Below are 21,911 nucleotides of genomic sequence, written 5' to 3'. Positions count from 1 at the left end.
CCCTTCCCGGTTTCGGAAAGGGCTCGTATCCATTACTCATTTTTCATATTTCTCTTTTCGTTCAAACCAAAATCTAAATAGAAACGGAGAAAACATAATCAGCAGAGGAACCCAGACTAAAACAGAATCAAGGATCCGATCAAGTATCTGAGAAAACATGCAGAACCCCTCACCCCCGGATTGGTAAACCTGGCACCGCTTCATTCCTGTTGGGAATGGCTGCCGATGTAGCCGGGGATGTACCCCGTTGTCGTCAGCGCCTGGATCACCTGCTCGCGACGCAGCGGATTGTACTCTGGACACGTGCAAAACTCCTCCACCGGCACCCACCCGGCCCAGTCAATCTCTTCGTCGTCCAGCCCGCCGGGGATGGGCGCCGTCTCCTCCCCGACCAACCGGGCCAGTACGCCGATGCCAATCGTGTGCTTGCCTTCACCGGCGGTATCAATCCGTTCATCCACCCAGAGCATCCGCTCAAACTCCACCAATAGGCCAGTCTCTTCCCATACCTCGCGCCGCACCGCCTCCGGAATGGTCTCCAGAAACTCCACGCTGCCGCCTGGCAGGCTGTAACAGGGCTTTCCGTCGCTTTTTTCCCTGATCAACAAAATCGCGCCCTGGTGTTCCACCACGACGGTGACCCGCATACGAATTGCTTTCATTCCGCTCGCTCCCTTTTTATAAGACAGGGGGACGCGTCACATCCAGAGAATTGACTCCGGTCTCCGCAAAGCGTCTCTCCAGTGCGTCAAGTCCTTCGTTCGTTACAAAAGCGGCCTCCGTTTCGGAGATGGCGTGCAGCATCATCATCCGAATCACATCGCTCCCATTGGTAAACAGCTCAAAGCCGTCCGCTTCAAAATAAGGGGGCGTGGCCAGCGCCCAACGCAGGCAGGAGCCCTCGGCAATGGGTTCCCGGAGCAAAAAGACGTCCCCGTCCCCAAGCCGCCTTCCCTGTTCGCGCCACATCCGGGCCACCTGTCCGGCCACGTGTCCGAGGTGGGTGACCATCGCAGGGGTGAACCGGTAGGAATAGAACACGCACTCCGTTCCTCCCGTTTGATGCAGTTCCAGCGTCGCGTAGGTCCACCAACCCCGTTTGCGCGTAGCCGGATAGACGGCGATCAGCACATCCGCCTCTTCGGATTGATACAGTTCTCCCCGGCTGCCAAACGCGTGATTATAATGATGAAGCAGTTGGGTTACGACTTGCATATGTACGTCTCCATTCACAGTTATGTCAGCATCCCCGCGGTCCAGTGTATTCGCTAATTCTAGTATATAGAAAGAAATGCGCCATTTGCCATGCCGAGCGGGGAGAAAATCGCGCATCCGCCCCTCACTATCCATCATCCATCAGGCGGCAACCCTCCAACAAAAAAGAAACCCCATACCAGCAGCGCATCTGCTCGTTGGGGGCAATTTGTCTGTATGGGAGAGGCTCCTCAGGAAGCATCCAGGCAACCCGCTGCTGCACTCCCCCGGAAAGATCATGAATTTTCTGCTTGAACGAAATGTTCAACCCGCCCAAAATCGATTGTAATATTGTAAAATAAGGAAAACCAGGCATTTCACGGATTCGTCCATATGTCCGAATGTAAGGATGTGCACTCAATCATGAGCGAATTTATTCATACCGTAATGGCTATTGTTGGTTTTTTAATCCTTAAGCACTTTTTTGAAAAGAATCCGCCAAAACCATTAAAATACCATTTATTTGATTTAATTGGCATTGTTTCAATGATTTATCTTTTCAAATTCATATTTAGCATATTTTAATAAAGCTGATTTATAGCGTAACCAATCGGGATATTGGGGGCTCCCAACAGCACACCGGATAACCTCGCATCCGGCCTGCATCATACCGCAACAGTTCAGGATCAAACCGCTTGCGATCAAGCCAAAGGTCTTCATCCTCCGGCCGCAGAATCACCGAACTTTCACTTATTTTTTGTCTTGCTATTTAGCAGGAACAACACCCACCATACAATTAAAAACAAATAACCTATAATTGCATATATAGACCAAATTGCCCCTTGTTGTAATTGACGAATTAAATGTTCAAATTCATTCAAACCTTCTGCCCTTCCAATACTATTTATCAAAGCAATGAATGGAACTGTTACAGCAAACATAATGGCTAAAATGGACAACCTTGTCATTTTCTTTCGTATAACACCAAATATTGCAGTCACTAATGTTGTTGATAAAATTAAGTAATAAATTACCCAAAACCAATCAGGAAGAGTCTCCCAATTCATTTTTCCACCTCTCTATTTGCAGCAATGTTTCCAGTCAAACCGATGTGTGAGCCCTGCCAAATGGAGCAGCGATTTGCGGGATAAAGGAGCGCCTTCTGGAGTATCAGCGGGGTAACGTTCAAGGCAGGCAGCAATAATCTTACTGTAAGATCAAGGTATGGGGCCGGGAATCTGTGTTAGCAAAAAAGTTTCGTCCGTAAAGTGTCCTGACGTAACACGTTAATCCGTCTAGTCGTCAACCGGTCGCCCTCTTAAAAAATTTTCGACTGTACGGTATCTATCTGTTGACACGCTCAACAGCAGGCGGCTTCCGACACCACATACCTTGAGCTGGCTTTACACCAGCTTTGGAGAATAAACCTCGTCGCCATGGTTTATTCCCCAAAGCTAGTGTAAAACACTAGCGCATGTATTGTTCGACAAACGGAAATTCAAACTCCGCGCGATGGTTGGCACTGTCAATCAAAGAAGAAAGAAAGTTTACCTTACGCTGCATTTTCAACGCTGTCTCACGGACATGATCCGGATTGAACAATGCACGACGATCAATGTAAGTCTGCATTGCCAGGTTACACCTGTAATGACATTCGCTCCCGACTCAAGTGCTATAGTATAATTTTATTAAACTTACAAATTTGCCGATAAACATGCCGAAAATTATTATACCAAATTATAGAAACAATGAAAATGCATAGAATCATAAAATAATGTTTCCAATGATAAGGCAGGCTTGACGACGTGGAGGGGTGGTTTCCCGCCCCCAACGACTCTAACGCCAGCTTGACGGCACCCGACAGGCCAGTAAATTACCGCAAGCTTTCCCGTTTTTTCTGTCACGCACTCCTTTTCTTCATCTTCACGGTTTTCGTCGCCTGTTCCCACTCAACGTCCAACGCGAGGATGGCAGCCAACTCCCGCGCAGGGGCATACGCTGTTCCGTTTTCGATGCTCTCCGTCAGGTCTTGGCCGTTCACCTTAACCTGCCTGGTGGTTGCATTCCACTCCACTGTGGCGCCGACTGCCTCGGCCACGGCCCGGATCGGAAGCCACGATACGCCGTCACGCAGATAACCCTGAACCGGCAGGAGACTGCCGTTTAATTCGATGGACACCTTTTCCACAGGCTTTGCAGGTGGAATGTAGGGCACTCCGATGTAACCGCAAAAGGCCTTAACCACTGCTTCTGCGTAAGTTTTCCAGTTATCTCTTAGCTTTTTTGCATCGACGGGATGGTCAATAAATCCATATTCCAGGATAATCGTTTCCACTTTTCCAGTATCCCGGTGCATGAAAAAATAATCTTTCCCCCCAGGTCCCACTTTGGTGTATATTTTACGAATTTTCTGACCACAATCTGCAACAGCTTGGGCAAGCAGTTTGGGAAGGGTATCTTTTGCGAAAATGGAGTAGATCGCCTCAACCCCCTCTCCCCCACCGGAGTTAATATGGTTGGAAATACAGTAGGTGGCACCGCTGTCTCGTACCAGCTTTGTGCGTTGTGACGGCGTGAGGGACGTATCTGTTGTTCGGGTGAGCACAACAGGAATACCCAACGCGTGGAACCGTGCACTTTGGTAGGTGCTGATCTGCAAGGTGAGGTCCTTCTCCCTTAGACCATTCCCCATTGCGCCCGGATCAGTCCCGCCGTGACCGGGGTCGATAATCAAAATGGGTGTTGTCACACGTTTTCACCCCCTCCGATTATCGTATTCACAAAGCTTGTACTGTTCGATTATTCGCATCCGTTCCATGCAGTAATTCCGCTCATGCAGTGCAGATGCTCCCTGCGTCGCCGATGCCTCTCCAAAGATAGTCACTATAAAAAGAAGCACCGTCAGGACGACCGTGCCAGAGCCAATTATTACTTCGTGGTTTCTCCTTGTTATTGCAGTTATTGCAATGGATAATTGATATTGATTATAAAACAACAGCGATTACACCGCCGATAATGACAGTAGTACCACTGGTGTAACGTCATCAGTCGTCAAAGAAGTCTTTTTCAAAGAAGCCTTCTTCATAGTATTTCTCCCTTTCTTTTGTGATATCTCCGATTCTCGCCATGAACTTGTCTAAAATACCTTTGTCCAGTAAATCATCCACCACTTTTTCAATCGTTTCCCGGCTCAGATCTTCACAAATAATCATGTTGGCCGCACTTAAATATGTGCCAGACAAGCACTCTCCGGTTTCTTTATCTTTCTGACGCAGACTTTCTATATTTTTATACGTAAAAAATGTTCCCCACCATCTGGTTCGATCTGGTAAAGTAACTATAACATCTATATTATCATCGTGTATGTCTTCAATTACTTGATGGATCGAAATATGCCTTTTCTTGCTCATCGGTTGTCTCTCCTTCAGCCCTTTTTTGAAAACAAACTCCCTCCTGCTGCAATGGCAGTGAGGGAGTTTGTCCGCATGCTGGCACGGTAATAAGCGGATTTCTCACTCAAACGCTGATCAAACGTTATTTACAATAGATTGAGAAACGTCACTATACCTCAAAGAATCCTTCCTCATAACCTGCCTCATTGGTTACATCGCTGATCCTCATCATGGCTGAAGCTAAACGTTCATCTGCAATTATATCATCGACCACTTTTTCAATCGTTTCCCGGCTCAGATCTTCGCAAATAATCATGTTGACCGCCCACAAATAGGTGCCAGACAAGTTCACTCCGGTTTCCTTGTATTTCTGGCGCAGCGTTTTTATGTTTTGAAACGTAAAGAATGTGGCCATCCATCTGGTTCGATCTGGCAAGGTTACAATCACATCAACGCTCGTATCGTGTATTTCCGCTTCAGAAAGCTGCCTGCTCAGCCATATATGTCTTTTCTTTGTCATGCGTATCCTCCCCATGATGAACGTGTTACGCGCTGTGTGCAATCTAGTGCAGTTCTGCGAATGATTTGGCGAAACTGCAGCAGGTTAAAGCACGTCATCAGTCATCAAAGAAGTCTTCTTCATAGTCATGGATGTCCTCAATCTCACTTGTTACATCACCGATTCTATCCATGAACTTGTCAAGAATACCTTTTTCCAATAGATCATCCACCACTTTTTCAATCGTTTCCCGGCTTACATCTTCACAAATAATCATGTTGGATGACCATAAATACGTGCCAGACAAGCACTCTCCAGTTTCTTTATTTTTTTGACGCAGACTTTCTATGTTATCAAATGTAAAAAATGTTCCCCACCATCTGGTTCGATCAGGTAAGGTTACAATAACATCAATGTTGTCATCGTATATAAACTGGCTTCTGATTTCAGAATATTGCGAGTTCATCCAAATATGCCTTTTCTTACTCATCGGTTGCCTCTCCTTCAGCCATGATGAATCTGTTCTGCATATTTATAAAGCACAATACCTTTTGCATACCACATACATAGAGAAAACAAACTCCCTCCGACTGCACCGGCAGTGAGGAAGTTTGTCCGCATACTGGCACGGTAATGAGCGGATTTCTCACTCAAACGCTCATCAAACGTTTCGAGTCATTTACAATAGATTGAGAAACGTCACTATACCTCAAAGAATCCTTCCTCATAACCTGCCTCATTGGTTACATCGCTGATCCTCATCATGGCTGAAGCTAAACGTTCATCTGCAATTATATCATCGACCACTTTTTCAATCGTTTCCCGGCTCAGATCTTCGCAAATAATCATGTTAACCGCCCACAAATAGGTGCCAGACAAGTTCACTCCGGTCTCCTTGTATTTCTGGCGCAGCGTCTTAATGTTTTGGTACGTAAAAAATGTGGCCATCCATCTGGTTCGATCCGGCAAGGTAACAATCACGTCAACGCTCGTATCGTGTATTTCCGCTTCAGAAAGCTGCCTGCTCAGCCAAATATGCTTTTTCTTTGTCATGCGTATCCTCCCCATGATGAACGTGTTACGCGCTGTGTGCAATCTAGTGCAGTTCTGCGAATGATTTGACGTCACTGCAGCAGGTAAAGCACGTCATCAGTCGTAAAAGAAGCCTTCTTCATAGTCTTCGTCTTTCTCAATCTCACTTGTTACATCACTGATTCTATCCATGAACTTGTCAAGAATACCTTTTTCCAGTAAATCATCCACCACTTTTTCAATCGTTTCCCGGCTTGCATCCTCGCAAATGATCATGTTGACTGCATAGAAATACGTGCCAGACAAGCACTCTCCGGTTTTTTTGTTTTTTTGACGCAGACTTTCTATGTTATCAAATGTAAAAAATGTTCCCCACCATCTGGTTCGATCTGGCAAGGTTACAATAACATCAAGATTATCATCGTGTAGATCGCGAGGTTCCGAATGGATCCAAATATGCCTTTTCTTGCTCATGGGTAACTCTCCTTCAATCATGATGAAGCCATTTTACCAGTTGTTTTCAAGCGAGTGCAAACCTGTAAACTCTCTGACACTGACTATTACCATAACTTTATCTTCCATATAGTCTCTTTAAACGTTGAATGACAACTTTTTGATTATCTTTATCAGATTTTGCGAGGATTTCAACTGTATCCCCCATCTTTCTTAAGTACACCCTCGCCCCCGAATCTTTTGCTCTTAGTTCAAAAACGCCAGGAATACCAGGAATAAATTTATTCCCACTCCCAGGATTCACATTATCATCCAAATATCTCCTTATTAAATTATCCCAATCTCTTTGAACTTGCGGATTTCGCGCTGCTTTTTCTGCCTCACGTACCAGCAATGAATCTTCACCAATCCGGGACTTCACATAATATTTACCAATCTTGACCTTTCCTGAAAGGGCCCGATCAGCAAATTTGGCAACATCAGGATCGAATTTCTTGAGCAGTTTGAATGCTTTTGTAGCCTTGCCTGCCGGGAATAAAGACACCGCGGCGAGCGCCTTATCTGCAGCATCAGCATTCGGATCGAACAATGTTTTTAAATCATCCAGGATTAAAAAGTCCAGTCCTTCTTTAGCGGCAGCTAAAGCATAATCAGCAGCGGTACTTAGCCATTGTTTTCCTTTGTTATACCATTTATTAACTGTATCTATAATTTCATCAAAATCCCACATGGATGATTTGGCTTGGGCAGCTCGTAACAGTTGGCGCGATTGTTCAGATATTTCAACGCTGTCCACTTTTGCTGGTTTCGCGATGGTGTTCACCTGTGATCTGGTTTTGTACAACTCTATCACGTTATTTACGTCTTTGGTGTTTCGCACCCATGCCGTATTGGTTTGAGCAGCTGCATTTCCTACACGAACCACATTATCCCTCCAAAATATATAAATTTTAACAACAGAAAATTATTTTACCTATTTTTAACTTATTGTCAAGATTTGGTTTGTAAGATTTTGTATGTACATCCTTGATAACCATAAACCCGCCTACAATCATAGGCGGGCCCTCTTCACCTGTATGTGCGTGGAAATAAAAAAAGAATCCGCATAAAAAATATACGGATTTCATCATGGATGTAATGTTTTGGTTTCATCTTCTTGGTATGATCGGCAGAATAATGCAAGAAGGATGTTCGGCATCATGAAAGACGGTTTGCCGCGCGATCACAACATCCTCAGCCCGATCCTCACCGAATTGTCTTCCGGTATTGGGATTTCGGTCCCAACGCGGAAAATTACTGCTCGTTATATCCAGGCGGATTCGATGTCCTTTTTTGAATACATTGCTTGTTGACCATAAATCGATTTCATATAAATAAGCTTTTCCTGGCTCGATTAAGCTCGGAGCCTCTCCTTTGGCAGCATTCCGATAACGGGCACGGATAATGCCGTCTGTTAGATTTTGTGCATACCCGTCGGGATGAACATCTACCAATCGTGCGACAAAATCTGTATCTACGGCACTTGAACTTGCCCACAGTTTCACTTTAACCGGTCCTGTAACTTCTACATCATTTTCTAATACGGGGGTTGTATAAACCAATACGTCATTGCGTGATTCAATCTCTCTCTGATCAAATGCACCGCTGCTGAAATCGGGAGGCATCATGATCGCTCCGCCTTTCGTTATGACCGGATTCAACGGATCATACGTATAATGATCGGCTGGCTCTTGATCTGGCATGATTGTACTAAGCACGCCATCGCCGTGAAGCGTATTCGCATGTCCCTGGCTGTGCAGGTAGTACGACGTATAATTTGTCCGGGCAAGCGGCCATTCATATTCATCGCGCCAAACATTCTCGCCCATCACAAATATCTTGACAGGCGCTTCATTGATGATACCGGTGTCCTTTCCTTTTACGAAATGATCAAACCATCGCAACTGGAGTCCGACCATATCCGCGACAGCGTAGTTTGCAGCCAATCCAAAATTTATTTCGCCAGCTTGATGACTGTGATCCAAATGCATCCATGGCCCGATGACTAATTTGCTCTGCCGAGCTTCCGGACTGCCGCCTTTGTTACGCATTTTAAGAAAATTTTCTATGGTTCCTTGCAAGAATATATCGTACCAACCTGCAACGTTGAGTGCAGGGACTGTGAATTTGTCATATTTCCCCTTCAACGATAACGCATCCACATAATCTTGATCCATGCCGCGCTCAACATGTTCAAGAATGAAGGGAGCCACTTTATTTCGGGCAAAGGGAGCAAACTGTTTCAATGGCAGTGTTTTCATCTCCGTTTTTAGTTGATCAATATCTGAAACTAACTGCGCCAAAGCATCAGCTCGTTCTTGCTCATCCGCATAACGTCTTGAGAGCGTGTCCAGATACATCCCTAATTGCCAATAGGACAAAAAGCCGAGTTCAAGCGCTCCTCCCCGGTACATGAATCCATCAAAGGGATCGCTCCAGGAAAAAGAAGGAGTCGCTGCTTTGAGTACACGTGGATTCTTCAGCATGCCTGCCCACTGTACAAATGCGGAATAAGATTCACCAAACATGCCAACTTTACCGTTGCTGTAAGGAAGCGTGCTTGCCCATTGAATGGTCTCAAAGGTATCAGAAGCTTCTTGTTTACTGGTCGAAATCAGCTCCCATTCTCCCTCAGAAGCGAATCTCCCCCTTGTATCCTGAACGATGACCACATATCCCTGCCGAACTGCACGGGAAATATCATACAATCCAAAAGAAATGGGGGGAGTATCTTTATTATAAGGATGGCGATGGAGCAGAACGGGCCATTTTCCTTCCTGATTGGGCCGATAAATATTAGCGCGCAACACGATTCCGTCTCGCATCTCAACGGGAACATCAAATTCTGCAATCATCTGGTTTTCCAATTGTTCTGACATATCGAGCACTCCTTTTTCATTGCATGAACCCTGCTCGCAAAATGGGCATCTGACTCTCGGTCACATACCACAATTTGTTACCTTCTTGAGGCGATAAATAAATCTCTCTGCTTGGCATTTCCGGGCTGATCTGGTAGCCGTTCTCCTCAATCCAAGATCCCAGATCAATGCTCACTGGCGTATCCATGTCTGGACGGCTTATATGGGTCACCGCCGCAACGGTCAATTCCGGCAGCTCCATCGTCCGAAAACGAGCTGTGTCCTGAAGCTTGCGCGGGATTGGGCAAGCTATTTCCAGATCGATGCTGCTTTCATTCCGGACAACCATGCCACATCACGATATGGGGGACAGGAAGCGGAATTCCATTCCATTTTAAATATTCATCGATTTCTTCGAATAACCCGGGAATATTTGCTCTGCTTGTGGTTTCTTTCAGCGTTGCAACCATTAAGGGCTCAACCTTCTTAACTACAACCTCACAATGAGAAAGACTGTCACTTTTCCGTTCAATTTGTTCCAGTCTCACCTCAATACGTCGTAAACGCTCCATTTCCGACTGAATCAGCGAGTGAAGTTCCGCCTGCTTGAGTCGAAGCATTCCTCGAATTTCCGCAGTAGATACGTTATCATTCAGAAGCTGTTTGATTTGTTCAAGTGTAAAACCGAGGTCCTTAAACGCCAGAATTCGGTGCAGATCAAGCAGCTGTTCGCTCTTGTAGTAACGGTAACCGCTTTGCTGATCCGTGTAGGCAGGTTTTAAAAGATCAATTTGATCATAAAACCGCAGCGTTTTAGCAGGCACCTGGCTTAATTTTGAGAACTCGCTGATTTTAAACATGGGGTTCACTCCTTTCCGTACTCGAATTATAAACCTTCCATCCAAGTGGAAAGTCAAGCAATAAAAAATGTTGCCAACCGACAGAAAACGTCAGTTTGCAACAAATGAATGTTCGTCAATGGCTGGATTCCACCATAAAATCATAAATGCCCAAATAAAATACGTGTCCGAGCGACTCGGACATGCAAGTGTCAAAGTCACTGCGAACACGTACGTAAAACATAGAGATTTTTTACTGGACAACTTCTCTATTCCTTTTTCATCATGAACCGTTTTAGTTAGGAATTTATTCTTTGCCTCTCCAGTCTCAAAATCATTGTGGAAAGAAGAAATCTCAAGGACAGTAAAAAATCCTCTCTTGAATAAACTGATGTCCGTGACTCCTTCACTATTTATTGGTCGGAAAATAAATGGTAATATTGTGCAATAAACCCCAAAAGAGGTGTTTACTTTGAAAAATAATGATAATCAAAACAAAAGCTTTATAGACAAAGCTTTTGAAAATATCACGTTTTTCTTTACAGTTGGTTTCTCTGGTTTTATTCGTGACTCGATTAAGAATCCAAAAGAGACACTAATAATTTTTATCACTGTATTTCCAACATCATTAATCTTCTTTTTTTGGCTTTTCAATTATATCTCAAAAAAATAACCAACTTTTTCTAACAGTATCACCTATATTCCCCAATCACCATTTCCACTTTTTCCCATTTTTATCACACAATCGCATTGTGAAAAAGCAGGAGTGGAGTACAAGGGTACCCATGTTACTCGAGTCTGGTGCCAGTCTAGTCTATGTATCAAAGCGGCTTGGACATAAGACGATCAAACCGAGCGCCGACACATATCTGTCCATCACCGAAAAAATGAAGAAGACGAACTTAAAAAAGTTCGCCTTCTATACCAAAAGAAAGAATTTGAATCGGCACGAAATCGGCACGATTATTTTTTTAAACTCGTATTCCACTTATAAAACGCTGGGGCAACAACGTTTTATAATTTCCTACCCGATGCTGCCTTCCATCTCAAACTTAATCAATCTGTTCATTTCTACCGCGTACTCCATCGGCAGTTCCTTGGTGAACGGCTCGATGAAGCCCATGACGATCATCTCGGTCGCTTCTGCTTCAGTCAGACCGCGGCTCATCAGGTAGAAGAGCTGGTCTTCGGACACCTTGGAGACGGTCGCTTCGTGCTCCAGGGTGATGTTGTCGTTCATGATCTCGTTGTACGGGATCGTGTCGGACGTGGACAGTTTATCCAGAATCAGCGTGTCGCATTTGATGTTGGACTTGGAGCCGTCAGACTTGCGGCCAAACTGGGCCAGACCTCGGTAGGTCACCTTGCCGCCGTCGCGGGAAATGGACTTGGAAATGATCGTAGACGTGCAGTCCGGCGCCAGGTGAACCATTTTCGCGCCAGCGTCTTGATGCTGTCCTTTCCCCGCCACCGCGATGGAGAGAACGGTCCCTTTGGCGCGCGGTCCTTTCATGATTACCGCCGGGTATTTCATCGTCAGCTTGGAGCCGATGTTGCCGTCGATCCACTCCATCGTCGCGTCCGCGTATGCGACAGCGCGCTTGGTCACGAGGTTGTAGACGTTGTTGGACCAGTTTTGGATGGTCGTGTAACGGCAGCGGGCGCGCTCTTTCACGATGATTTCCACCACGGCCGAGTGCAGCGAGTCGGTGCTGTAGATCGGAGCGGTACAGCCTTCGACGTAGTGCACAAAGGCGTCCTCATCCACGATGATCAGCGTACGCTCAAACTGCCCCATGTTTTCCGAGTTGATGCGGAAGTACGCCTGCAGCGGGGTCTCCACCTTCACGCCCTTCGGCACGTAGATGAAGGAGCCGCCGGACCATACTGCCGAGTTGAGCGCCGCGAACTTGTTGTCCGCCGGCGGAATGACGGTGGCAAAGTACTCCTTGACGATGTCCGGGTAGAGCTTCACTGCGGAGTCCATGTCACAGAAGAGCACACCCAGCTTTTCCAGGTCTTCCTGCATGTTGTGGTAGACAACCTCGGACTCGTACTGGGCGGAGACGCCGGCGAGGAACTTCTGCTCCGCTTCCGGAATGCCCAGCTTGTCAAAGGTCGCCTTGATTTCTTCCGGCACTTCGTCCCAACTGCGTCCGGTCTTTTCGGACGGCTTGACGTAGTACGTGATGTCGTCGAAGTTGAGGTCATCCAGGTTGCCGCCCCACTTCGGCATCGGCAATTTCAAAAAGATGTCCAGTGCTTTCAGACGGAATTCGAGCATCCACTCCGGTTCGCCCTTGATCCGGGAGATTTCCTCTACGATCTCGCGGGTCAAGCCCTTTTTCGTCCGGAAGACGGAGACGTCCTTGTCGTGAAAGCCGTACTGGTATTCCTGCAATTCAGGGGCTTTCTTCGCCATCCTTACTCACTCCTTTTGTTGAACATGGTGGCTTGACAGCCTGACGGACTTACGACTCTCCGGCCTGTCTGATTCCTTGCTCCAGCGCCTTCCAGGCCAGCGTGGCGCACTTGATTCGCGCCGGAAACTTGGCGACCCCGGACAGCGCCTCGATGTCGCCCAGGTCGATCGAATCGTCGATCTCCTTGCCCTGCATCATGTCGGAGAAGATGCTCGCCAGTTTCAGCGCCTCTTCCACCGACCTGCCCTTGATCGCCTCCGTCATCATCGAGGCGGATGACATGCTGATCGAGCATCCTTCACCAAGAAACCTGGCATCGACCACCTTGCCCTCCTCCACTTTCAGGGAGAGCGAGATGCTGTCGCCACAGGTCGGGTTATTCAAATTGACTACAAGTCCTTCCGATTCATCCAGCTTGCCGCGGTTGCGCGGCTTCTGGTAGTGGTCCATGATCACGCGGCGGTACAGATCATCAAGAGAAGACATTGCCAAAGAACTCCTTCGCCTTTTTCAACCCCGCCACCAACGCATCCACTTCTTCTTCCGTGTTGTACAGGTAGAAGCTGGCCCGGGCAGTAGCTGTGACGTTCAGCCAGCGCATCAGCGGCTGGGCGCAGTGATGGCCCGCGCGAATGGCGATGCCGTGGCTGTCCAGCACAGTCGCCAGATCGTGTGGATGGACCTCGGCCAGGTTGAAAGTAATCAAGCTGCTGCGGTTTTCCAGTGGGCCGTAAATTGTCAGCCCTTCGATTTCCCGCATCTGCTCCAAAGCATATGCCACCAGTTTTTTCTCATGCCGTTCAATGTTGTCCAGTCCGATTTCCTGCAAGAAGTCGATAGCCGCTCCCAATCCGATGGCACCGGCAATGATCGGCGTTCCGCCCTCGAACTTCCAGGGAAGCTCTTTCCAGGTGGAATCGAAGTGCTCCACAAAGTCGATCATCTCGCCGCCGAATTCAACCGGCTCCATCCGCTCCAGGATCGCGCGTTTGCCGTAGAGCACGCCGATGCCGGTCGGACCGCACATCTTGTGGCTGGAAAACGCGTAAAAGTCGCAGTCCAAATCCTGCACGTCGATCTTTTTATGGGGAGCCCCCTGGGCGCCGTCAACGAACAGCAGCGCACCGTGACGGTGGGCAATTTCGGCGATCTCCTTCACCGGTGTGGTGTCGCCAAGCACGTTGGAGATGTGGTGGATGGCGACCAGTTTGGTGTTGGGGGTAATCGTCTGCTCCACCGCTTCCAGCGTCACCGTGCCGTCCTCTGCCAAGGGAATGAACTTGAACGTCGCGCCGGTCGCCTTGGCCGCCTGCTGCCAGGGAATGAAGTTGCTGTGGTGCTCCACCAGGGTGGTCACAATCTCGTCGCCCGGCTTGAGAAACGTACGGGCGAATCCGTAAGCCACCATGTTGGCAGCGGTGGTCGTTCCCCGGGTAAAGACGACTTCTGCCGCCTCGCGGGCGTTGATGAAGGCGCGGACCTTCTCACGCGCGCCCTCGTATCCGTCTGTCGCCCGGCTGCCCAGCGTATGCACGCCGCGGTGCACGTTGGAGTTGTACTCCTTGTAGTATTTGTCGACCGCTTCGATCACCTGGATCGGCTTTTGCGAGGTAGCCGCGTTGTCCAGATAGACGAGCGGGTGGCCGTTTACCTCTTGGTGCAGGATGGGAAAGTATTGACGAAGCTCCTTGGCGTTCATCAGCCCAACTTCCTTTCGAGCGCCTGGCGCAGCCGGTTCTTCACTTCATCAATCGGAATTTCAGCGACGACCGGTTCCAGGAAGCCCAAGATGATCAAACGCTCCGCTTCCTCGCGGTCGATCCCGCGGGACATCAGGTAGTAGATGCTCTCTTCGCTCACCCGACCCACCGACGCGGCGTGACCCGCTTTCACGTCATCCTCGTCGATCAGCAGAATCGGATTGGCGTCGCCGCGCGCTTTTTCGCTGAGCATGAGAATGTTTTCCGCCTGCTCGCCGTTGGCCTTTTCGGCGCCTTTTTCGATTTTGGTGATGCCGTTCAAAATGGTCGTTGCTTCACCGGTCATAACTGCCTTGCTGACCATGTCGGACTCGGAATGCGTGCCGATGTGCTGCACCTGGGAGGTCAGGTTCTGACGCTGATCGCCGGTTCCCACGGAGACAGTCTTGGTCGCGGCGGAGGAAGCGGTGCCCTTGAGGATGGTCGTGTTGTTGGCGACGGTGTTGCCATCGTTCATCTCACCCAGGATCCACTCCATCTTGCCGTCGCGGTCAACGGTGGCGCGGCGGAACGTGTAGTCGTGGACGTCCTTGGACAGGGAGCGAACGGATGCCACCTGCACGGACGCGCCCGGGCCGACGTACACTTCCACGATGCTGTTGGCCACCATGTTGCGGCCTTCGCCGGAGACGTAGGTATCCACGTAGGTCACTTTGCTGTTCGCTTCCGCCACGATCAGCACGTGCGGGCAGAGCAGCGCGTTGTCGCCTGCCACTTCAAATACGGCCTGCAGCGGCACGTCCAGCTCCACGTTTTTCGGGACGTAGAGGAAAACCCCGCCGTTGACCAAAGCCGTGTGCAGCGCCGTCAGCTTGTGCTCGTCGTACGCCACGACGTTCAGCAGGTATTGCTGCACCAGTTCGCCGTGCTCGCGCAGTGCGGTCGCCAGGTCGGTAAAGATGACACCCTTGCTCTTCAGCTCGTCTGCTGCTGCGTGAAACACAGGGGAGGCGTTTTTCTGCACGATCAGGCTTTTTACCGCGTTTGCGTCGATCTGCGCCTTCACTACGTCGTCCAGTTCGGTTGCGGCAGATACGCGGGCGCTGGTCACAAACGGTTCATACTGATCGAAGTTCCAATTGTCGATTTTCGTTTTCTCCAAAGCGGGCAGCGGCAGTTCGCCCGCCGCCTTCAAACCGGCCAGTCGCTTTTCCAGAAACCAGGCAGGCTCCTGGTTGGCCTTGGAGAACTCGGTGATCGCTTCACGGTCGAAGCGGAGCTGTACATCCACACTCATCTGACTGCTGCCTCCTTCTTCCTACACGTTCGCGTTTACGGTTTCATCCACGATGCCGAGCTCTTCTTTGATCCAGTCGTAGCCTTCCGCCTCGAGGCGCTCTGCCAGCTCCGGACCTCCGGATTTCACGATGCGGCCCTGCATCATCACGTGTACGAAGTCAGGCTTGATGTAGTTCAGCAGGCGCTGGTAGTGGGTGATGATCAAGAAACCGCGTTCGGGGGAACGCATTTCGTTGACACCGTTAGCCACCACTTTCAGCGCGTCGATGTCGAGACCGGAGTCGATCTCGTCAAGAATACAGATCTTCGGTTCCAGCATCATCATTTGCAGGATTTCGTTGCGCTTCTTCTCACCGCCGGAGAAGCCTTCGTTCAGGTAGCGGTGAGCAAAGGATTCGTCCATTTCCAGCGTTTTCATTTTCTTGTCAAGTTCACGGATGAACTTCATCAGCGAAATCTCGTTGCCTTCACCGCGGCGCGCGTTGATCGCGGAGCGCAGGAAGTCGGAGTTGGTCACCCCGCTGATTTCAGACGGATACTGCATGGCCAGGAACAGACCGGCGCGGGCGCGCTCGTCCACTTCCATCTCAAGCAGGTTTTCTCCATTAAGGATGACTTCGCCTTCGGTAACTTCGTATTTCGGGTGCCCCATCAGCGTGGACGCCAGCGTGGATTTCCCAGTACCGTTCGGACCCATGATCGCGTGCACTTCGCCGCCTTTGATTTCCAGAGTGAGACCCTTGAGGATTTCCTTGTCCTCGATTTTGGCGCGAAGGTTTTTTATTTGCAAATGCGGTACTGCTGTCATGTGCTTTCCCTCCATCAGTATCGTGAAATGAATGGGTTATTCTCAATTCATTCTCAATGACTATCTTATAATAAGAATAATTTTAAATCAAGGAATGGAACATATCTGTAATTTTTAAATAATTATGTTTAGTATATTGGGGAAGTCGTTTCTGCGTACTGGGCATTCATATCATTTTTACTTGCTTTGTAATGAAAAATCAATTCCATCTGATTGAAAAAAATTGCCAAGAATCATCCGGGCAGCAGTCTGCCATGCAGGCCTTTCCCCTGCTCGCGAAAAAAGGCGCCCGGCGGCCATGTTCGGCCGGGGCGCCTTTGCGTATGCTGGTTATTGAACGCGCGGACCCGCCTTGGCGATCTCTGTCGCGTCGGGGAATTTCTTCTCGAAGTTCTCGATAAAGCGGGCTGCCAGTTCGCGCGCCTGCTTGTCGTACGCTTCCTTGTCCGCCCAGGTGTTGCGCGGCTGCAGCACATCCGCCGGCACGTTCGGGCAAGATGTCGGCACCTGCACGCCAAAGACGGGATCGGTCACGTAGTCCACGTTTTCCAGTTCGCCGTTCAGCGCGGCAGTTACCATCGCGCGGGTGTAGGCCAGCTTCATGCGCGAACCCACGCCGACCGGTCCGCCGGTCCAGCCGGTGTTGACCAGGTAGACCCGCACGTCGCGCTCGTCAATCTTTTTGCCCAGCATCTCGGCGTAGACGACCGGATGCAGCGGCAGGAATGGAGAACCGAAGCAGGTGGAAAACTCCGTCTGCGGAGTGGTCACGCCGCGCTCAGTGCCGGCCATTTTGCTGGTGTAGCCGGACAGGAAGTGATACATTGCCTGTTCCTTCGTCAGTTTGGAGATCGGCGGCAGCACTCCAAAGGAATCAGCGGTCAGGAAGATGATCACGTTCGGGTGGCCTCCGACGCCCGGGATGACAGCGCCCGGAATCGCTTCAACCGGATAGGCGGCGCGAGTGTTTTCCGTGTAGGCATCGCTGTCGTAATCGGCGACGCGGCTCACCGGGTCGACCACCACGTTTTCCAGCACGGTGCCGAACTGGATCGCCTTCCAGATTTGCGGCTCGCCTTCTTCGGACAGGCGAATGCACTTGGCGTAGCAGCCGCCTTCGATGTTGAAGACGCCGTCGTCCGACCAGCCGTGCTCGTCATCGCCGATCAGGAAGCGGTTCGGGTCAGCGGACAGCGTCGTCTTGCCCGTGCCGGAGAGTCCGAAGAACAGCGCCACATCGCCGTCTTTGCCCACGTTGGCGGAGCAGTGCATGGACAGCACGTTGCGCTCGGGCAGCAGCAGATTCATCACGCTGAAAATGGATTTTTTCATTTCGCCGGCGTACTCGGTCCCGCCGATCAGCACGGTTTTTTGCTCAAAGCTGATGATGATGAACGTCTCCGAGTTGGTTCCGTGCACAGCCGGGTCGGCCTTGAACGTCGGCGCGTAAATGACGGTGAACTCCGGTTTGTGCTCGGCCAGTTCTTCCGCAGTCGGGCGAATGAAAAGCTGGCGGGCAAACAGATTGTGCCACGCGTATTCATTTACCACGCGAATCGGCAGACGGTAGGTTTTGTCCGCGCCGGCAAAGCCGTCAAAGACGAACAGCTCTTTCGTCTGCAGATACTCCAGCACGTCCTGGTAGAGAGCCTGAAACTTCTCCGGAGAGATCGGCTGATTAACCGGTCCCCAGTTGACTTTATCATGCACGGAGACTTCGTCCACCACAAATTTGTCTTTGGGCGAGCGGCCGGTAAACTTACCCGTTAACGCGTTGAGCGCTCCCTTGTCGGTCAGAATACCTTCACCGCGTTTTACCGCCATCTCAACGAGTTGGGCGACAGGCAGGTTTGCGTGGACGGTCGCCGTCGCCAGTACGTCAGCAAGTTTGTAAACCGTCTTGGTTTCCATGTGTGAACGATCTCCTTCCCATAAAAATCCGAGTCATGCCTTTTTCATGTCACGTGATTTGTAATTAGTATATCACATTTCGCCAAATAAGCTACAAGATTTTATTTTTTTGGGTGTGAACAAACTGTGAAGACGCTCTGACAACAGCTACGGCCGGGGTTTCCCCATCTTTAGGGTTCCCCGGCACGTCCGCTTCCTCCGCCTCTATATCGATTTTGTCTGTTCCAGATCATGGCTGCGCTGCCTGCACAGCGTCAAACGACAAATGCCCCCGCCGGATGACGGAGGCACCGTTGCCTGTGATTACGTTGATTGCTCCCCGTGGAGGTGGGCAAATGTCCGAACCACGACACGCGCGAGGATTTCCGCACCGGCAAGCAGAGCGGTGCGATCGAAGCGCATGTGCGGATGGTGCAGCCCAGGCGTCAGATCGCAGCCGAGCGCGAGCATCGTCGCCTTGATGTGCGGCCGCTGCACGGTGTAGAAATGAAAGTCTTCCGCGCCGGGACTGACCGGAGCAGGCCGCAGGTGCTCCGCTCCCAGGACGTCCACGATCGCCTGTTCCATCAGCCGTCTGGCTTCTTCGTCCACTTCCGCCGCCACCATCTGCGAACCGGTCGTCACGCTGATGTCGGCCCCAAACATCGCGGCCGCGCCGTCAATCACCTGCCGGACGCGGGCGGTCAGCTCCTCCATAGCCTGATTGGTCTGCGCCCGCAAGTCCAGCGCGAAGCGGGCCTTGTCGGGAATGATGTTGTAGCTGTCCCCTCCTGCCTGCAGCATGGTCATTTTCACGGTCGCTGGCACCATCGGATTGGTGTGCACCTGCCCCAACCCGTTGAGAATGGCCCCCGCCACCTCGATGGCGTTTACGCCCAGGTGCGGCCGGGCACCGTGCGCCGACACGCCGGTAATCTCTCCGGTCATGAACATCGCTGCGCCGTTGTAGATCGCCGGCCCTGCTTCGCCTGCAGCCATTTCCTGAATGGGCCGCAGGTGGACGCCGTAGAGGAAGTCGATATCATCCACCACCCCTTTTTCCACCAGCTTGAGCGCGCCCTCTCCCTTTTCCTCGGCGGGCTGAAACAGGATTTTCACGGTCCCTTGCGGCTGGTATCCGGAAGCGATCAGCGTCTCCACCGCCTCCAGCACAATCGTCATGTGAGCGTCGTGACCACACGAATGATTGGCCCGCCATACGCCGTCCACTTCCTGCCAAAGCGCGTCGATGTCGGTCCGAAGGCCCACGACCGGCTTACCCTCGCCCCACTCTGCCACCAGTCCGGTACAGTCGTCAAACGTTGTCACGCGCAGCCCCAGGGCGCGCATCCGCTCGGCCAGATAGCGGGTCGTCTCCCATTCGTTCCAACTGGTTTCCGGATGGGTGTGCAGATGGTCAAACGTGCGGTATACCTGGGCTTCCCGCGCGGCCAGCGTCTCTTTCAACGGCAACGCTGTCGTCATGTTCCCCTCTCCTTCTTTCATTTTTTTGCGAATGTTCCGTCATTATCAACCATAGCTGCTCCCTGCTGTCTCGTCTTCCGACCGGAACGTTCTCCCGGCACCATTATAACACAAGACCCACCGGGCTCCGCAGCGTACCGTCACGGCACCCACGACGACACCAGGTCCCTTCCTGGCCAGCCATCCGCGATAGATCGTTCAGCTCGATAAGCGGATCAGTGCCTCCAGTTTCAGCCGATCGCCGATCCGTCCCTTGGTGGACACCTGCTGCCTGGCGTACTGGTAGGCCAGCTCATCGCCCCCGAACAGCATCGCCAGATCACTCGCGCGCCCCCGCACTTCCAGATGGACCGGTTCCTGCCAGGCCGTACACGTCACAGCGCCGCCGGAAAACATCAGGCAGTAGCGCGCCGGCACATCTTCCGCGACAATCCCCACGATGCGCTCCCATCCGGCCGTCAAGGGTTTCAAGTGGGGTTTTTGCCCTACCCGCTCCGCCTTCTCCGCCAACAGCCGCTCCAGAGACTTCGCCAACGCCATCTCCCCCTTTGCTTCTTCCCTTACGTTCGCGGAGGTCCGGGTCGAATCCTTTGACGAGCAGTCGGAACCGATGTCGGCTGGTGTCAGCCGCTCCCATTTTTTCTCGACACTTATCCGCAGGGCAGAGGGACGGCAATTGGCCCTCGGAACAGCAAAACGGCACCCAGCGCTGCCTGCAGGTGCCGTTCTCCATATCTCTCACATATCTCCAAGCCATTGTCTGGCTACTCGTCAAACTCGTCCTTGTCCAGGCGTACCTCCAGATGGTGGCCGTCCGGCGTTTCAAAATAGAGGTTATAGCTGGTCGGCCGGGCAATGGGGCCGCGGTAGCAGATATTGCACGCCTCCAGCTTGTCAACCAGATAATCCAACTCAGCCCGGCTGGTCACGGAAAAGGCGATATGATCCACCTGTCCGATGCCGCCTTTTCCTTCGTTATCGGTGCAGGGATGGAGACCAATCCGCGTGTAAGTGCCAATTTGAAAGTAGATAGGTGCTCCTTCTGTCATGTGTTCTTCAGGGATGGGAACTTCCAATATGTCTTTGAAAAAACGAGCTACCTTCACGACATCGCGGCAATTTAAGGCGATGTGGTGTACACCTTTCAAATGAAACATTTACACTGCCTCCTACGTCAACTCAATCACACGCTGCGCTTTCCCTTCGCTTGTTGTACTGCTTCAGTCGTTCGCTCAATCGCTTGAGGCGCAGCATCAGCGTTTCCCGCCAGTCGTCGTCGTTCAGCTCTTTGGCCACGCCCAGCAGGTCAAGGGAAATGTCAATCTGCTGTTTCAGCACGTCGGCGAAGCTGGCCGCTTCGTCCGTCATGCTACAATTCTCAAACAACTCGGATGTATTGTCAACACTCACAAAGTCGGCAAAGTCGACTTCCGGTGCGTTATCACCTTGCGCATATTCTACCAGGATCTCGTACTCTCCCTCAATGGCCGGATGGACTTCGATCCGGTCGCAAACCGGACAAAACAGGATGGGCACGTTGTGCACAACCGTCTTGTAATGGCGCACGGTTCCGATCGAACCGACCATTCCGGCTCCGCAGCAAAAGCTCATTCCTCTCCCTCCTTTTCGCCAAACGCTTGCACGTTTGCACGAATGTACCTCTGTATAGGCATTGTAGCCTACAAACGGACGTCAACTCCAGACGCAAATGATACCAGTCCCTGTTCGGAAGCGTACATTCGTATTCCCATTGTATCTGAAAACAACAGCAGCGACCACTTTTTTTCTGACTAATCAAAACATTACAGGCGCGATTTTCCGCTCCCGCCTGGACGCCGCCGGCCGCAGCCGCTGGCGTTTTCTCCCCTCGTCCGGGCAGCAGTTGCGCTTGGCCCCGGGGCCCGGGACCCGAAACCCTGTCTCTTATACACATCTATCCCCACCTGCCGCTCCCGACGAAGCTAAAAGTGGAGACGCCGGTGGTTTAAAAAAAAAAAACA

General features: G+C 50.9%; 24 protein-coding genes. All 24 read right to left on the bottom strand.

Annotated features, from left to right (window positions below; genetic code table 11):
- Positions 1–200 precede the first annotated feature (200 nt).
- The 24 genes from ETC00_RS14925 to ETC00_RS14810 all read right to left on the bottom strand — a co-directional run bounded on the left by ETC00_RS14925 (position 201) and on the right by ETC00_RS14810 (position 21,522).
- Positions 201–662 carry an NUDIX domain-containing protein gene (locus ETC00_RS14925; RefSeq protein WP_171566873.1) on the bottom strand — a complete coding sequence of 154 codons (462 nt, stop codon included), beginning with the start codon at positions 660–662 and terminating at the stop codon, positions 201–203.
- Between the two features lie 16 nt (positions 663–678).
- A complete protein-coding gene (locus ETC00_RS14920) occupies positions 679–1,215 on the bottom strand; it encodes a suppressor of fused domain protein (protein ID WP_171566872.1) in 537 nt (178 codons plus the stop codon).
- Positions 1,216–1,940: 725 nt separating this feature from the next.
- On the bottom strand, positions 1,941–2,261 hold the full coding sequence (locus ETC00_RS14915) for a hypothetical protein (protein ID WP_171566871.1): 321 nt from the start codon (positions 2,259–2,261) through the stop codon (positions 1,941–1,943).
- A 400-nt stretch (positions 2,262–2,661) separates the two neighbouring features.
- Positions 2,662–2,823, bottom strand: coding sequence for a hypothetical protein (locus ETC00_RS14910; protein WP_171566870.1), 162 nt, complete (start codon positions 2,821–2,823; stop codon positions 2,662–2,664).
- Between the two features lie 271 nt (positions 2,824–3,094).
- Positions 3,095–3,943, bottom strand: coding sequence for an N-acetylmuramoyl-L-alanine amidase (locus tag ETC00_RS20735; RefSeq protein ID WP_304415113.1), 849 nt, complete (start codon positions 3,941–3,943; stop codon positions 3,095–3,097).
- Positions 3,944–4,238: 295 nt separating this feature from the next.
- On the bottom strand, positions 4,239–4,604 hold the full coding sequence (locus ETC00_RS14900; RefSeq protein ID WP_171566869.1) for a hypothetical protein: 366 nt from the start codon (positions 4,602–4,604) through the stop codon (positions 4,239–4,241).
- A gap of 151 nt (positions 4,605–4,755) precedes the next feature.
- Positions 4,756–5,106 carry a hypothetical protein gene (locus tag ETC00_RS14895; RefSeq protein ID WP_171566868.1) on the bottom strand — a complete coding sequence of 117 codons (351 nt, stop codon included), beginning with the start codon at positions 5,104–5,106 and terminating at the stop codon, positions 4,756–4,758.
- Positions 5,107–5,203: 97 nt separating this feature from the next.
- Positions 5,204–5,575, bottom strand: coding sequence for a hypothetical protein (locus ETC00_RS14890; RefSeq protein WP_171566867.1), 372 nt, complete (start codon positions 5,573–5,575; stop codon positions 5,204–5,206).
- A 212-nt stretch (positions 5,576–5,787) separates the two neighbouring features.
- Positions 5,788–6,138, bottom strand: coding sequence for a hypothetical protein (locus ETC00_RS14885; protein ID WP_171566866.1), 351 nt, complete (start codon positions 6,136–6,138; stop codon positions 5,788–5,790).
- 96 nt (positions 6,139–6,234) lie between these two features.
- Positions 6,235–6,591 carry a hypothetical protein gene (locus ETC00_RS14880; protein WP_171566865.1) on the bottom strand — a complete coding sequence of 119 codons (357 nt, stop codon included), beginning with the start codon at positions 6,589–6,591 and terminating at the stop codon, positions 6,235–6,237.
- Between the two features lie 97 nt (positions 6,592–6,688).
- Entirely contained in the window at positions 6,689–7,495 is an 807-nt protein-coding gene (locus tag ETC00_RS20730; protein WP_253264313.1) for a hypothetical protein, read from the bottom strand.
- Positions 7,496–7,718: 223 nt separating this feature from the next.
- On the bottom strand, positions 7,719–9,488 hold the full coding sequence (locus ETC00_RS14870) for a CocE/NonD family hydrolase (protein ID WP_171566864.1): 1,770 nt from the start codon (positions 9,486–9,488) through the stop codon (positions 7,719–7,721).
- A 16-nt stretch (positions 9,489–9,504) separates the two neighbouring features.
- On the bottom strand, positions 9,505–9,816 hold the full coding sequence (locus ETC00_RS20960; RefSeq protein WP_171566863.1) for a GyrI-like domain-containing protein: 312 nt from the start codon (positions 9,814–9,816) through the stop codon (positions 9,505–9,507).
- On the bottom strand, positions 9,800–10,327 hold the full coding sequence (locus ETC00_RS14860; protein WP_171566862.1) for a MerR family transcriptional regulator: 528 nt from the start codon (positions 10,325–10,327) through the stop codon (positions 9,800–9,802). Before ETC00_RS14860 ends, ETC00_RS20960 begins: the two co-directional genes overlap by 17 nt.
- Before the next feature lie 1,003 nt (positions 10,328–11,330).
- Complete coding sequence (gene sufB, locus ETC00_RS14855; protein WP_171566861.1) at positions 11,331–12,728, bottom strand: Fe-S cluster assembly protein SufB; 1,398 nt, start codon at positions 12,726–12,728, stop codon at positions 11,331–11,333.
- A gap of 49 nt (positions 12,729–12,777) precedes the next feature.
- Positions 12,778–13,215 carry a Fe-S cluster assembly sulfur transfer protein SufU gene (gene sufU / locus ETC00_RS14850; RefSeq protein WP_171566860.1) on the bottom strand — a complete coding sequence of 146 codons (438 nt, stop codon included), beginning with the start codon at positions 13,213–13,215 and terminating at the stop codon, positions 12,778–12,780.
- The gene (locus ETC00_RS14845) at positions 13,202–14,428 is read right to left on the bottom strand and encodes a cysteine desulfurase (protein WP_171566859.1); all 1,227 of its coding nucleotides are present in this window, start codon (positions 14,426–14,428) and stop codon (positions 13,202–13,204) included. The genes sufU and ETC00_RS14845 overlap by 14 nt, the downstream gene beginning before the upstream one ends.
- Positions 14,428–15,726: a Fe-S cluster assembly protein SufD gene (gene sufD / locus ETC00_RS14840; RefSeq protein WP_171566858.1), complete on the bottom strand. Its 1,299-nt coding sequence runs from the start codon at positions 15,724–15,726 to the stop codon at positions 14,428–14,430. Before sufD ends, ETC00_RS14845 begins: the two co-directional genes overlap by 1 nt.
- Positions 15,727–15,747: 21 nt before the next feature.
- A complete protein-coding gene (sufC, locus tag ETC00_RS14835; protein ID WP_029098330.1) occupies positions 15,748–16,536 on the bottom strand; it encodes a Fe-S cluster assembly ATPase SufC in 789 nt (262 codons plus the stop codon).
- A gap of 330 nt (positions 16,537–16,866) precedes the next feature.
- The gene (pckA, locus tag ETC00_RS14830; protein WP_171566857.1) at positions 16,867–18,447 is read right to left on the bottom strand and encodes a phosphoenolpyruvate carboxykinase (ATP); all 1,581 of its coding nucleotides are present in this window, start codon (positions 18,445–18,447) and stop codon (positions 16,867–16,869) included.
- A gap of 303 nt (positions 18,448–18,750) precedes the next feature.
- Positions 18,751–19,911, bottom strand: a complete 1,161-nt coding sequence (locus ETC00_RS14825) for a M20 peptidase aminoacylase family protein (RefSeq protein WP_171566856.1) — start codon at positions 19,909–19,911, stop codon at positions 18,751–18,753.
- A 198-nt stretch (positions 19,912–20,109) separates the two neighbouring features.
- The gene (locus tag ETC00_RS14820) at positions 20,110–20,445 is read right to left on the bottom strand and encodes an SCP-2 sterol transfer family protein (RefSeq protein WP_171566855.1); all 336 of its coding nucleotides are present in this window, start codon (positions 20,443–20,445) and stop codon (positions 20,110–20,112) included.
- A gap of 230 nt (positions 20,446–20,675) precedes the next feature.
- Positions 20,676–21,068, bottom strand: coding sequence for a VOC family protein (locus tag ETC00_RS14815; protein ID WP_171566854.1), 393 nt, complete (start codon positions 21,066–21,068; stop codon positions 20,676–20,678).
- Between the two features lie 22 nt (positions 21,069–21,090).
- Positions 21,091–21,522: a hypothetical protein gene (locus ETC00_RS14810; RefSeq protein WP_171566853.1), complete on the bottom strand. Its 432-nt coding sequence runs from the start codon at positions 21,520–21,522 to the stop codon at positions 21,091–21,093.
- Between the last annotated feature and the right edge of the window lie 389 nt (positions 21,523–21,911).

Source organism: Brevibacillus sp. MCWH (genome assembly GCF_013096935.1).
GTDB classification, from domain to species: Bacteria; Bacillota; Bacilli; order Brevibacillales; family Brevibacillaceae; genus Brevibacillus; species Brevibacillus aydinogluensis.
The sequence above is the reverse complement of the archived record's forward strand: the minus strand, read 5'-3'. Positions and strand labels throughout refer to the sequence as shown.